The organism is Rhizobium sp. CC1099 (genome assembly GCF_029714385.1).
Lineage (GTDB): Bacteria > Pseudomonadota > Alphaproteobacteria > Rhizobiales > Rhizobiaceae > Rhizobium.
On the sequence record NZ_CP121641.1, the window covers coordinates 1,358,327 to 1,371,820 of the forward strand.

Sequence of the window (13,494 nt, forward strand, 5' to 3'; positions counted from 1 at the left end):
GTGCTTAAGTGGGGGAGACACAGTTGGCATCTCGTATGTTTTTCAAAGGCGTAGCATCGCTCGCCGTCCTTTCGTCCATCGCCTCGCCATCGTTTGCGGGCGGGCTGGAGCGCGGCGGGTATAATATCGATCTTCTGTTTGATCCTTCGCGCTTTGCGGTCGAATCCACGGCCACTTTCGTGATGCCGCAGCGCAAGCTGAAGAATGTGGATGATATCAACCCTGCGAACGGTGATCTCAACGCGATCCCGGGATACTCTACCTCGGCGGATGACAGCGAAGATTACTGGTCTCCCCGTATCGGCGCCAAGGCTGCAATCGGCGATGCGGACTGCATGTTCGATTATTCGCAGCCCTATGGTGCTCACACCAATCCAGGTGCTCGCTGGGCGGGCGCAAACGACAACATCGAGACGAAGGTCAACAGCGACAACTATGCTCTGACCTGCTCTTACAAATTCGACATGGGGCCAGGTCAGTTTCGCGTGATTGGTGGCGCCAATTACCTCGAAATGGATGGTTTCAAGGAACGCCTCCTAGTTCCACCGGAGCTCCTTGGCCTTCTGGGGCTTCCTGGAAGCGGTGTGGGTCGTCTTGATCTTGAGGGGGACGGCTGGGGATGGCGAGCCGGCGTGGCTTACGAAATTCCGGAATATGCGCTTCGTGCGAGCTTGATGTACTACAGTGAAGTCAAGCTCAACGAAGTCACGGGAACGGTGGACTTGACGCAGGTGCCGGCCGCCCTTCATCCCCTCGGAGGACTGATCATTCCGGTAGAGGGATCGACGGCGATGCCGGATGCTGTCGAACTGAAGCTCCAATCAGGGATTGCACCAGATTGGCTTGCATTCGGCTCAGTCAAATGGACGGACTGGAGCCAATTGCAGCGCATCCCGTTCTACAATAGCGGTGTCGAAATCACCTCCCTCGATCTGGGTTATCGAGACGGCTGGACAATCACCGGCGGTGTCGGTCACAAGTTCAATGATCAGTGGAGCGGCGCCGTCAGTGTCACTTGGGACCGCGGCACATCTCAGGAATTCGGTTCGCAGACCGACAGTTGGCTGCTCGGTGCCGGTGTTTCCTATTCGCCGAACAAGAACGTCGAGTTCCGCTTTGGTGGCGTGCTCGGCATCTTGACGAGCGGGGATTCGTCTCCGACCACGATTGACGGTGTTGGTGTGGGCGACGAGGCGACATACGAGTTCGACAACGATCTGGTGACGGCGCTCTCGACATCCCTCAAAGTCAAATTCTGATCTTGCATCAACGACGTAGAAGAGCCCGGCAAAAACGCCGGGCTTTTCTTTGCGCCCGCCGTATTAACCTTGCTCCAAGTCATCTCATTTTGTGACGATTCAGCAACACATTTTTACGACAGTTCGCATATCATGCCGGCGGGGCGAGTTTGTCCATTTCCCGCCACAAACAGGGCGCAGCGATATTTGCGGGCGAGGGAATGGCAGGCGTAGGGTACGTTTAAGAAGCAAGATGGGTCGAGTTTTTTCCGCGACGGGCAAAGAGCGTATGAGCGCCGGCTTTGATGCCGCTTCTTGTGCGATTCAGCTTTTCCCGCAAGGCGATTCCGCCCAAAAAATTCACTCAGAAGTCACGCACCCAAGCTGTCTTTCCCCCGATGATACGGCGCCCATTGTCGCCGCACGCAGGCACCGCGATCACGCCAGCACCGGTTTGGTCACATTTGGTGTTTACGAATATTTGAAAGGCGGAAGGACGCTTGTTCGCTCCGCAGGAATGACGCCGCAGGCATTGCAGGCGGACCAGGCCGGAACGCGGGTGGTCTATCGCGATGCGCAAAAAATTCAGGCTCTCGAAGAAGGGCCGAAGGCTGGATGCGACGCGGGCAAAGGGGCCATTGAGCCCGCCGCGGGATCGCTCGCCTGGAGGAATACGCCGGGAAGCCGGGCAGCGGAGTATATGCTGCCATGGCGGTCTGCGATGGAAGCGAAAGAAACCGAGTGAAATGCTGACATCCGAGTTCAGACTTTTCAGATTTACGCTTATGGGGCTGTCTATCGCGCTTTCGGCGGCGATATCCTCCCCGGCCAAGGCATTCGATATCAATGCAGGCGTCACCAAGGAATCCGGTCCCTTCGATCTCTTCAAGTTCGGCTTCAAGGCCTATAAGAGCGGCCAGAAGGAAGAGGCCATCGAAGCCTATAAATACGCCGCCGAAAAGGGCCATACCGGTTCGCGCTGGGCGCTCGCCAATATGTATGCCGACGGCGATGGCGTCGCCCAGGACGATTTCGAAGCCTTCAAGATATACAGTGAAATCGCCCAGCAGGGCGTGGAGCCCGGCTCCGAAGATACCGGCTTCTTCATCAACGCGCTTTTGTCGCTCGCCAACTATTACAAGCACGGCATTCCCGGCAGCCCGGTGCGGACCGATCTCAGCCAGGCCCGCCAGCTCTATTTCCAGGTCGCATCGACCTTCGGCGTCGCTGAAGCGCAGTTCCAGCTCGCGCAGATGATGCTGTCGGGCGACGGCGGCACGCGCAGTCCGCAGCAGGCGAAGAAGTGGCTGAACCAGGCCCGCAAGAGCGGCCACCCCGGCGCCATGTCGGTCTTCGGCAATATTCTCTTCCAGGAAGGCCAGTCGGCACGCGGCCTGGCGCTGATGACGGCGGCGCTCGACCGCTGCAAGCCGAAGGATTGCGGCTGGATGGAATCGCTGCAGGAGCAGGCCTTCTCGGTCGCGACCGAAGGTGATCGCCGCACGGCTGTTTCGCTCTCCCACAAGATCGCGACCGGCAGCGATTAATCTGCGACCTTAAGCTGCGAAGTCGAAATAGGCGACGACCGGAACGTGGTCGGACGGCTTTTCCCAGGCCCGTACATGCTTTTCGATCGCCACCGACGTCATGTGATCGGCGGCCTCCGGCGAAAGCATCAGGTGATCGATCCGGATGCCGTTGTTCTTCTGCCAGGCGCCGGCCTGGTAATCCCAGAAGGAATAGAGCTGAACGGCGTCGCTCGAGGTGCGGACGGCATCGGTAAGCCCGAGATTTTCGAGCCTGCGGAAGGCCTCGCGCGTTTGCGGCAGGAAGAGCGCATCGCTTTCCCAGACCTTCGGATCGAAGCAGTCGTGCGGTTCGGGGATCACGTTGTAGTCGCCGGCGAGGATGAAGACGTCCTCATAGGCGAGGCGCGAGACCGCAAATTGGCGCAGCCGCTCCATCCAGGCGAGCTTGTAAGGATATTTTTCGGTGTCGACGGGATTGCCGTTCGGCAGATAGAGGCAGCAGACGCGAAGGGCGCGATTGCCGGGGATCGAGAACACGGCTTCGAGAAAACGCGCCTGCTCGTCGAGAGCATCGCCCGGCAGCCCGCGGCTCACCTCGTCCGGCGTGGTCTTGGAAAGGATCGCAACGCCATTGAAACCCTTCTGGCCATGCGTTTCGACGTGATAGCCCATCGCCTCGATCTCGAGCCGCGGGAAAGCCTCGTCGATCGTCTTGATCTCCTGCAGGCAGACGATGTCCGGATCGGAATCCTTGAGCCATTGCGTGAGGTTGTCGATGCGCGCCTTGACGCCGTTGATGTTCCAGGTCGCGATCTTCATAGGTTGTTCCTTTTGCGGCTTCGTGCCTGATCTTTTATCGTGCCGTCCCACGTGCGGACAAGACGATAAACCAGCCGGAAGGGATACTTCGGCCGGTTCGATGTGGATAGACAGGCAAGCTTTAAATCGAGAAGCTGGTGCCGCAGCCGCAGCTTGCAACCGCGTTCGGGTTCTTGATCTGGAAGGATTGACCGAGAAGGTTGTCGACGAAGTCGATTTCCGAGCCTGCCATATAGACCAGCGACAGGCTGTCGATCAGTACCTTGGCGTTGTTCTTCTCGATGACGATGTCATCGTCCCGGGCATCGCCGGTAAGATCGAACTTGTATGAAAAACCCGAGCAGCCGCCGCCTTCGACGGAAACGCGCAGCGCGTTCTTGCCGGTTTCGGCACCGACGATCGCCGCGATTCGTTTTGCCGCCGCGTCGGAAAGGGTTACACTTGTATCCGTCATGTTTCCTCCTGCCGGGGTCAAGATCCGGAGAGAATTGATACTGGCCGATGAAACGTCAAACGGCCGATATCAAAAGAATTTACCACATGCGTTGTCGGAACGCATTATTCGGCAAAGCAGTTAAGAAAGCGCCTCTTTGCCGTTTATGTTGGCTATAGGTATGAAGAGCGCGATGCGGCGTCAATGGGCGAGGTGGCTGCGCGATGTTGAATGACGGTGAAAAATGAAGATCGACAGGCAGGCGTTGGGTTTTGGAAATGGCGAGCGGGCAACCTATGCGGCAGACCCCTGGACGACGCGCGGAAGGCTTTATGCCGAAAGCTGCAGCCCGACGCGTTCCGAATTTCAGCGCGATCGCGACCGCATCGTCCATACGACGGCTTTTCGCCGTCTGAAGCACAAGACGCAGGTCTTCATCGCGCAGGATGGCGATCATTATCGTACGCGCCTGACGCACACGATCGAGGTCGCCCAGATCGCCCGTGCCCTGGCGCGCGCCCTGAAGCTTGACGAGGACCTGGCGGAGGGCGTGGCGCTCGTCCACGACTTTGGCCACACGCCTTTCGGCCACACCGGCGAGGACGCGCTGCACGAGGTGCTCCTGCCCTATGGCGGCTTCGACCATAACGCCCAGTCGCTCCGCATCGTCACCAAGCTGGAGCGGCGCTATGCCGAATTCGACGGCATCAACCTGACCTGGGAGAGCCTCGAAGGCCTCGTGAAGCACAATGGGCCGCTGCTGACGAAGGACGGGCAGGGCACGCGCGGGCCGGTGCCGCAGCCGATCCTCGATTACTGCGAAATCCACGACCTCGAACTTGCGACCTTCGCCAGCCTCGAAGCGCAGGTGGCAGCGATCGCCGACGACATTGCCTATAACACCCATGACATCGACGATGGTCTGCGTTCGGGCTACCTGACGTTCGAGATGCTGGAGGAAATTCCCTTCCTCGCCGGACTGATGGCCGAGGTCCGCGCGCGCTACCCCCATCTTGAGAAGAGCCGGTTCACGCATGAGATCATGCGCCGGCAGATCACGCGCATGGTCGAAGATGTCATTGCCGTCGCCCAGGAGCGCCTGACTGAGGTGAAACCGAAAAGCGTGAAGGATGTACGCGAGGCCGGCAAGGTGATCGCAACCTTCTCGCAGGCGATGTCGCAGACCGACAGGCAGATCAAGCAGATGCTCTTCAAGCGCATCTACCGCCATCCCGACATCATGCGCATCCGCGCAGGCGCCGCAACGATCGTCACCGATCTTTTCGCCGCCTACATGGCCAATCCGAAGGAGATGCAGAGCCATTACTGGGTCGATCATATTGCCGGCCTTGCCGATGCGCCGAAAGCCCGCCATGTCGGCGATTATCTGGCGGGCATGACCGACACCTATGCAATCAGCGCCCACAGGCGATTGTTTGACCGCACTCCGGATTTGCGATAGGCAGCGGGCGCCGCGGCAGGAGCTGCGGCAGAGCCTATGCATGGAAGAGTGCGATGAACCTTTTTACCGACTTCGAAGCCAGGATTAAGAACGCCCTTGAACAGATTGATATCGTCAAGGAAAAGCGATCCGAGCTCGATTTCGGCCGCATCGCCGTCGAGCCGCCGCGTGATGCAAGCCACGGCGATGTCGCGACCAATGCCGCGATGGTGCTGGCAAAGCCGCTGGGGACCAATCCGCGCGCGCTCGCCGAAATCATCATCGCCAAGTTGAAAGAAGATGCCGAGGTAGCCGACGTCTCCGTCGCCGGTCCCGGCTTCATCAACATCAGGCTTTCCATCGGCTACTGGCAGCGCTTGCTTGCTTCGATCATCGAGGCTGGAACCGACTACGGCCGCTCGAAGCTTGGCGCCGGCAAGAAGGTCAATGTCGAATATGTCTCGGCAAACCCGACCGGCCCGATGCATGTCGGCCATTGCCGCGGCGCCGTCGTCGGAGACGCGCTGGCTAATCTGCTTGCCTTCGCCGGCTATGCCGTCGAGAAGGAATACTACATCAACGATGCAGGCTCGCAGATCGACGTGCTGGCGCGCTCGGTCTTCCTGCGCTACCGCGAAGCGCTCGGCGAAAGCATCGGCGATATCCCGCCCGGCTTTTATCCGGGCGATTATCTGATCCCGGTCGGAAAGTCCCTTGCTGGCGACTATGGCGTGCGGCTGCACAACATGCCGGAAGAGCAGTGGATGCCGATCGTCAAGGATCGCGCGATCGCCGCGATGATGACGATGATCCGCGAGGATCTCGCAGCTCTCAACGTGCATCACGACATCTTCTTTTCCGAGCGGATGCTGCATGATGCCGGCGCTGCCGCGATCCGCACCGCGATCAATGATCTGACCTTCAAGGGCTTCGTCTACAAGGGCGCGCTGCCGCCGCCGAAGGGCCAGGTGCCCGAAGACTGGGAAGACCGCGAGCAGACGCTCTTCCGCTCGACGGAAGTCGGCGACGACATGGATCGCCCACTTATCAAGTCGGATGGCTCCTACACCTATTTCGCCGCGGATGTCGCCTATTTCAAGAACAAGTTCGATCGCGGCTTCGACGAAATGATCTATGTGCTCGGCGCCGACCACGGCGGATACGTGAAGCGCCTGGAGGCCGTTGCCCGCGCCGTTTCCCAAGGAAAATCGAAGCTCACCGTTCTGCTTTGCCAGCTCGTGAAGCTCTATCGCAACGGCGAGCCGGTGAAGATGTCGAAACGCTCCGGCGACTTCGTGACGCTGCGCGACGTGGTCGAGGAAGTGGGCCGCGATTCGGTTCGCTTCATGATGCTCTACCGCAAGAACTCCGAGCCGCTCGACTTCGATTTCGCCAAGGTAACGGAACATTCGAAAGACAATCCGGTCTTTTACGTGCAGTATGCGCATGCCCGCTGCATGTCGGTTTTCCGCCAGGCGAAGGAGGCGTTTCCGGATCTTGACCTATCGCCCGCAGACCTTGCGGAAGCGGTCTCCGGCATCTACGATCCCACGGAATTGCAGCTGGTTGCGAAGGCTGCAGAGTTCCCGCGCATCGTCGAATCTGCGGCACAGTCGCAAGAGCCCCATCGCATCGCGTTTTACCTGTATGATCTCGCAAGTTTCTTCCATGCGCACTGGAATAAAGGTAAAGATCAAACGGACTTACGATTTGTTAACGATAAGAACCGAGAATCGAGTATTGCCAGACTTGGGCTGGTGTATGCTGTCGCTTCGGTTTTGAAGTCGGGACTCGCCATTACAGGCACTGCCGCACCGGATGAAATGCGATAACGTCACCATTTCCCCACATTGCGCTGGCATTTGACCGCGTGGGTTTACGGGTGGGATGAGTATGGCTGACAAACAACTGGCGTATGATACGCGAAAGAAGACGGAGCTTTTCGATGAAGGCGATCCGCTGGCTGAGCTTGCGCGTATCGTAGGCTTCGAGCCGCGCATAGCCGCCAATACGGTTGCTGACGTGCCCCGGCAGGAGCCGGCATTCAATCTCGAGGACGAGCTTCTTCGCGAATTCGAGCGTTTCGACGCTCCGCGTCCGCTCGCCGGCCTCGATCGTCCGGCCGAACCTGCCGCCGAGGAATATGACTATCCCGCAGCCGAGGCCATCGTCGAGCCGGAGCCTGTCGATCCGCCGGCTGCCGCATCGCCCGCCGGGGAGGAGGCCGAGGTCCTTTCCGCCGCCGATTGGGTCGCGCCCCAGGCGTCCGAACCGGTTTTCGGTGGCGCCCGCGATCTGATTGAGGAGCTCGAGCTCTCGATCGGCGGTCCCACGGTTCAAATTCCGCAGGCTTCAGCCCCTGCCAAGGCGCCGCAGTGGTCGGCTGCCAGCATCAAGCTTCCGCTTGCAAACTTCCATGCCGCCCGCCGCGACGAGCCGGTTGAAGCGCCCGTAAAAGCCGTTGCGCCTGTCGAGGCGGTCGCCGCTCCCGAACAGCAGCCCGAGCCTGTTGCGCATGTTCAGCCCGTTATCCAGATCCAGCCCGAGCCGGTAATGGAGCCGGTTATGGAGCCGGTCGCCTTTGATCCGGCCGAGGAATTCGAAACGGCTGCTCCGCAGGGCTTTCCGGCCGAACTCGATCGCCATGACGAAGTGGTCATGGATGAAGCGCCAACCCAGGCAATGCTTGCGCCGGTGGAGGCGCCGGTTGCGATGGAGCCGCGGGCTGAAGCTGAACCCTTCGATCTGGTTGCTGCCGCAACGGAAGGCGTCGTACAGGCGGACGCCGCGCTGACTGAAGCACCTCCCGAAGATCAGCCGATCGCCTTCGATTTCGATGATCTGCTGGCGGACGTCTCCCGTTATCCGGTTCCTCAGCGCGCGGCCTCTGCGCCCGAGGAGCCGAAGGCGGCACCTTTCGAGGAGTGGGAGCCGCTGGTCGTCACGCCCGTTGCTGCTGCACCTGTCGCCGCTCCAGTGGTTGCTGCTGCTGCTGCCGCCGCCGAAGTTCCCGCTGTGGCCGCACCTGCCAAGCAGGATGCTGACAGCGAAGATCCGTTTGCCGGCCACGATTTCGAACTCGATCTCGAAGGCATCGAACTCGAACTCGCCGATCTAGATTTTGCCGAGCCTGCAAAGGCGCCGGAACCTGCTCCTGTCGTTACGGCAGCGCCGCCTGCCGTGGTTGTCGCGCGGCCAGTCGGGCAGGTTGCTGCCGCTTCGCTTTACGATGGGCCGCATCCCGCAGCCGTGGAGAGCGTGACCGCTGCAGCCGATGCCGATGAAGATCTGCCCTTCGATGCCTCGATGATTGCTGAGGCCGACCATCATCCCGAGACTGTCGAGGACATGCATGTGCCGTCGCTGCCGCCCGTCGAGCAGCCGGCGCCGGCTGCGCCGGTAAACGACTTCGATTTCGACGTCGACGCGGAAATTGCAAGCCTCTTCGAAACGTCGGTCCAAAAGGAACCGGCTGCGGCGGCACCTGCTTGGGCTCCAGAAGCGGCACCCGCTTGGGCTCCTGCAGCAGCCGCTGCCGTTGTTGCAGCAGCGCCGGTGGCGGCTCGGCCGCAGTCGGCCGGCGGACTTGACGAATTCGAGCGTGCGCTCGAGGAGGATTTCCGCCGCAGCGTTCGTGAACCCGTTCGCCGCGCCGAAGCGCCGGCCGAGGTCCGTATCCAATCCGCGGCCGAGGCCGAGGACATGGGCCGCGCCCGTTCCATGAAGCGGTTGCTTGCGGCTGCCGCTCTGATCGTCGTCTTCGCCGGCGGTGCCTACGGCGTCTATTCGGTTGTTACCGACGGCGGCCTCGGCATTGCTGGCGGCGAACCGCGCGTGATCGTGGCCGACAAGGAACCGGTCAAGATCGTCCCGGAAAATCCGGGCGGCAAGACTGTGCCAAACCAGGACAAGGCGGTCTATGACCGCGTTGCCGGTGCCACCGAAGCGCCGAAGCAGAAGGCGCTCGTTTCATCCGACGAAGAGCCCGTCGATGTCGTTCAGCGCACCCTGACGCCCGAAGTTCTGCCGGAAGACAACGACGGACCCATCGCCGATAATCCGGCAAGTACGCCGGTCGGCGATACGCAGGACCCGCGTCTGCTTCCGAACGAGGACACGGCGCAGAACGGTGCTGCGGCCGAAGAGGGCCCCGATGGCGATCGTCCGCCGGCCGTTGCACCGCGCAAGGTTCGCACAATGATCGTCAAGCCGGACGGAACGCTGGTTGCCCGCGAAGAGCCTGCCGCACCGGTTGAAGAGCCCGCCGTTCAGCCGCCTGCCGCTGTGACGGCCTCTAAAGGTTCGGCGGCAAGCTTCCCGGCGGCCAACGAGGTCGCCTCTGCCGATATCCGCGCGACGCCTGTTGAAACGACCACCGTCGCGCCGCTGCCTGCCGCTCAGCAGCCATCCACGTCTACCCTGGAAAAGGTTGCCGCTGCAGATCCGGCAAATGCAAAGGTCGATCAGCCTGTTCCCCCGGTTCAGGCACCGCCCGCCGCTGAAAAGCCTGCCGATACGGCGCCGGTACCTATGGCCCGTCCGGCCGAGCAGCCGGTCGATGTCGTCGGCACCGTGACCGAAAGAGGCAATGTCCGCCCGGCCGAACAGCAGCCGAAGCCGGCTGAAGTGGCATCCGTCGAGCCTGCCGCTGCCAAGCCGCAGCAGGCTGCAACGGCTGGCGGATACGGCATGCAGATCGCGTCGTTGCCGTCCGAAGCAGAGGCGAACAAATCCTATGCGAGCCTGTCGAAGAAGTTTGCAAGCGTTCTCGGCGGCCGCAGCTTTGAAATCCGAAAGGCCGAAATCGCCGGTAAAGGCACGTTCTACCGCGTCCGGATCCCGGCCGGCTCGAAGGACGAGGCCGCAGCCCTTTGCCAGCAATATCGCTCAGCCGGAGGCAGCTGCCTGATTTCGAAGTAAACGATTGATCGTTTGATCCGGAGCGGCGGGCATGTCCCGCCGCTTTTTTTGTGTGCTGCTTTCCTGTGAATGGCGCTTGACCTTACTCGCAATTCCCCGACAGGCCTCTATGATTCGGACATGACCGAATCAAAAGCGATGATCCTGGGCTGTAGCGGCCTGTCACTCACCCCTGAAGAAAAGGCCTTCTACAAGGCTGAGCGGCCCTGGGGCTTCATCCTCTTCGGCCGCAATATCTCCGAACCGCAGCAAATCGCCGATCTCGTCGCCGAAATGCGCGAAAGCGTCGGCTGGCACGCGCCTGTGCTGATTGATCAGGAAGGTGGTCGCGTGCAGCGCATCCGCCCGCCGATCCTGCAGCACTATCCCTCCGGCCAGGCGCTCGGGGATATCTACCGGCGCAATCGCGAGCAGGGGTTGCGCGCGGCATGGCTGATGTCGCGGTTGCACGCCTTCGATCTTCTCAAATTCGGCATCAATGTCGATTGCCTGCCTGTTCTCGACGTGCCGGTCGAAGGCAGCAGCAGCGTTATCGGCAACCGCGCCTATGGCGGCGATCCGAAAACCGTCGCCGATATGGGGCGTGCCGCGGCCGAGGGGCTGAAGGCCGGCGGGGTGCTGCCGGTGATGAAGCATATGCCGGGCCACGGCCGCGGCTTTGCCGATTCCCACCACGAACTGCCGGTCGTCACGGTCTCGCGCGATGAACTGGAAGCGCACGACTTTCCCCCCTTCATCGCCATGAAGGACGAGCTTGCGGCAATGACCTGCCACGTCGTCTTTACGGCGATCGATCCGGACAATCCGGCGACGACCTCCAGCAAGGTGATCGACGGCGTGATCCGAAAGCGCATCGGTTTCAAGGGCCTGTTGCTTTCCGATGATACGTCGATGAACGCCTTAGCCGGGACAATCGGCGAGCGGGCTGCAAATATCATTGCAGGCGGATGCGATATCGTGCTGCATTGCAATGGCCATATGGACGAGATGCAGCAGGTCGTGGCAAACACGCCGGTATTGGCGCATGCCGCGCTGGAGCGGGCAAATGCCGTGCTGGCGGGCTTCCCAAAAGTCGACCAGGCGGACGAGGCGGCGATCCGCGCCGAATTCGACGGAATGTTCGCAACCGTCTGAGCGATGGAAGAGAGGCAGAGGTGAACACGGTCAAAGGCACAGAGTGGACACAGGCGGCGGCAACGCCGATGGACAAGCTTTGGCAGGACAATGGTGCCGACCGCGCGAGCCATGAGCCGGCGCTGGTGATCGACGTCGCCGGCTTCGAAGGCCCGCTTGATCTCCTCCTCTACCTCGCCCGCAACCAGAAGGTCGATCTTTCGCGCATTTCGGTGCTGGCGCTTGCCGAGCAGTATCTGCAGTTCATCGAAACCGCTCGCCGCATCCGCATCGAGCTTGCCGCCGATTATCTCGTGATGGCGGCGTGGCTCGCCTATCTCAAGTCCCGCCTGCTGATCCCGCAGCAGGTCAAGGACGACGGTCCCTCCGGCGAGGAGATGGCCGCAACGCTTGCCTTCCGCCTGAAACGCCTCGAAGCCATGCGCGAGGCTGCAAGCGGGCTCGTCAATCGCAACCGTCTCGGCCGTGATATCTTTGCCCGCGGCGCGCCTGAGCATATTCCGGACCGGCAAAAATCCGCGTACGAGGCAAGCCTTTACGATCTCCTGACCGCCTATGCGTCGCTCCGCCAGCGCCAGGCCGTGACCCAGGTCACGATCGCGCGCCGCACCGTCTGGTCCCTGACCGATGCCCGCGAACTGCTGACGCGCATGATTGGCGACATCGGCGGCTGGACGGTGCTGGAGCATTACCTGCTGCGTTATCTGGCATCGCCGGAAGAGCGCGTCACGGCAATCGCCAGCGCCTTTGCCGCCTCGCTTGAACTCGTACGCGAGGGCAAGCTGGAGATCCGCCAGGACGCCGCCTTCGAGCCGCTCTATATGCGCCGGGGACCGAAGTATGCGACCCTGCAGGTGGTCGAGCAGGAGACGCCCGCTTGATGGATTCCAGAGACGATATCGGCCGTGGTGAAGGCAAGGGCGCTTTTCACGAGAATTTCCAGGCGGAGATGGAGGCCGAGCGCATCGCCGAGGCCCTGGTCTTTGCTTCCTCGCAGCCGGTTTCCGAAGCCTTCATCGCCGATCGCTTGCCGAGAAATTTCAACGTTCGCGCCGTCATGCTCCGGCTCAAGGAGCAGTATGCGCCGCGCGGCGTCAACCTTATCCAGGTGGATGATGCCTGGGCCTTTCGCACCGCCGCCGATCTCTCCTTCGTCATCCGCCGCGACGACAACGAGGTCAAGAAGCTGTCGCGTGCCGCCCTTGAGGTTCTGGCGATCATTGCCTATCACCAGCCGGTCACCCGCGCCGAGATCGAAGATATCCGCGGCGTGCAAACCTCACGCGGCACGCTGGACGTGCTGATGGAAGCAGGCTGGGTGCGCTTCCGCGGCCGCCGCCGCACGCCCGGCCGGCCGGTGACGCTCGGCACGACCCGCGATTTCCTTGATCATTTCGGCCTCGAGGAACTTCGCGACCTGCCCGGGTTGGAGGAGCTGAAGGGTGCCGGCCTTCTTTCCGGCCGCATTCCCGCGAATTTCAACATCCCATCGCCCTTGATGAGCGACGAACTGACCGAGGACGAGGATCCGATCACGCAGATGGACCTTGAGGAATTGGGCCTTCTCGCGCCCGGCGGCGCCTCCGAAGATTAGTGTCATCCGGTCTTTGTTTTGACACCGACGACGAAAACAATAGAGATCACTATAATTCGATACCCGGACGACTTGTCATTATGGGCGAAGCCGTGACATTAAGCGTCAATTCAAGGGGAGTTTCGATATTGGAAACGATGTCGGAAACTCTTACATCGAAGAAAGATCGCAACAGGGAGTATGCGTAATGGGTTCTTTTAGCATGTGGCACTGGTTGATCGTTCTGGTCATCGTGCTGTTGCTGTTCGGCCGCGGTAAGATTCCGGAGCTCATGGGCGACGTTGCCAAGGGCATCAAGAGCTTCAAGAAGGGCATCAACGACGAAGAAGCGCCGGACACGGCGAAGACCGTCGATCACAAGGCCGACGAACCGAAGTAACAAGTCC

At 60.9% G+C, this 13,494-nt stretch carries 12 protein-coding genes; 10 read left to right on the forward strand and 2 right to left on the reverse strand.

Features of this window, described 5'->3' with window-relative positions; translation table 11 throughout:
• Positions 1 to 23 precede the first annotated feature (23 nt).
• The 3 genes from QA644_RS06965 (at position 24) to exoR (ending at position 2,785) form a co-directional block, all read left to right on the forward strand.
• The gene (locus tag QA644_RS06965) at positions 24 to 1,259 is read left to right on the forward strand and encodes an OmpP1/FadL family transporter (RefSeq protein ID WP_239599017.1); all 1,236 of its coding nucleotides are present in this window, start codon (positions 24 to 26) and stop codon (positions 1,257 to 1,259) included.
• Between the two features lie 268 nt (positions 1,260 to 1,527).
• The gene (locus QA644_RS06970; RefSeq protein ID WP_283071640.1) at positions 1,528 to 1,983 is read left to right on the forward strand and encodes a hypothetical protein; all 456 of its coding nucleotides are present in this window, start codon (positions 1,528 to 1,530) and stop codon (positions 1,981 to 1,983) included.
• Between the two features lies 1 nt (position 1,984).
• Entirely contained in the window at positions 1,985 to 2,785 is an 801-nt protein-coding gene (gene exoR, locus QA644_RS06975) for an exopolysaccharide production regulator ExoR (RefSeq protein WP_022715350.1), read from the forward strand.
• Positions 2,786 to 2,794: 9 nt separating this feature from the next.
• Here exoR and xth read toward each other — a convergent pair whose 3' ends face one another.
• Positions 2,795 to 3,586, reverse strand: coding sequence for an exodeoxyribonuclease III (gene xth / locus QA644_RS06980; RefSeq protein WP_194729560.1), 792 nt, complete (start codon positions 3,584 to 3,586; stop codon positions 2,795 to 2,797).
• Between the two features lie 121 nt (positions 3,587 to 3,707).
• Complete coding sequence (gene erpA, locus QA644_RS06985) at positions 3,708 to 4,040, reverse strand: iron-sulfur cluster insertion protein ErpA (RefSeq protein WP_022715352.1); 333 nt, start codon at positions 4,038 to 4,040, stop codon at positions 3,708 to 3,710.
• Positions 4,041 to 4,263: 223 nt separating this feature from the next.
• On the opposite strand from erpA, the gene QA644_RS06990 reads away from it, so the two are divergent.
• The 7 genes from QA644_RS06990 (at position 4,264) to QA644_RS07020 (ending at position 13,487) form a co-directional block, all read left to right on the forward strand.
• Positions 4,264 to 5,481 (forward strand): deoxyguanosinetriphosphate triphosphohydrolase, encoded by a 1,218-nt coding sequence (locus tag QA644_RS06990; protein ID WP_074067765.1) that lies wholly within the window; start codon positions 4,264 to 4,266, stop codon positions 5,479 to 5,481.
• Positions 5,482 to 5,534: 53 nt separating this feature from the next.
• Positions 5,535 to 7,292, forward strand: a complete 1,758-nt coding sequence (gene argS, locus QA644_RS06995) for an arginine--tRNA ligase (protein WP_283071642.1) — start codon at positions 5,535 to 5,537, stop codon at positions 7,290 to 7,292.
• A gap of 61 nt (positions 7,293 to 7,353) precedes the next feature.
• Positions 7,354 to 10,380: an SPOR domain-containing protein gene (locus tag QA644_RS07000; RefSeq protein WP_283071643.1), complete on the forward strand. Its 3,027-nt coding sequence runs from the start codon at positions 7,354 to 7,356 to the stop codon at positions 10,378 to 10,380.
• Between the two features lie 120 nt (positions 10,381 to 10,500).
• The gene (gene nagZ, locus QA644_RS07005) at positions 10,501 to 11,514 is read left to right on the forward strand and encodes a beta-N-acetylhexosaminidase (RefSeq protein WP_283071644.1); all 1,014 of its coding nucleotides are present in this window, start codon (positions 10,501 to 10,503) and stop codon (positions 11,512 to 11,514) included.
• A gap of 20 nt (positions 11,515 to 11,534) precedes the next feature.
• Positions 11,535 to 12,395, forward strand: coding sequence for a ScpA family protein (locus QA644_RS07010; protein ID WP_239599009.1), 861 nt, complete (start codon positions 11,535 to 11,537; stop codon positions 12,393 to 12,395).
• Positions 12,396 to 12,463: 68 nt separating this feature from the next.
• Positions 12,464 to 13,108, forward strand: coding sequence for an SMC-Scp complex subunit ScpB (gene scpB / locus QA644_RS07015; RefSeq protein ID WP_237361833.1), 645 nt, complete (start codon positions 12,464 to 12,466; stop codon positions 13,106 to 13,108).
• 187 nt (positions 13,109 to 13,295) lie between these two features.
• The gene (locus QA644_RS07020; protein ID WP_022715359.1) at positions 13,296 to 13,487 is read left to right on the forward strand and encodes a twin-arginine translocase TatA/TatE family subunit; all 192 of its coding nucleotides are present in this window, start codon (positions 13,296 to 13,298) and stop codon (positions 13,485 to 13,487) included.
• The last annotated feature ends 7 nt before the right edge of the window (positions 13,488 to 13,494 follow it).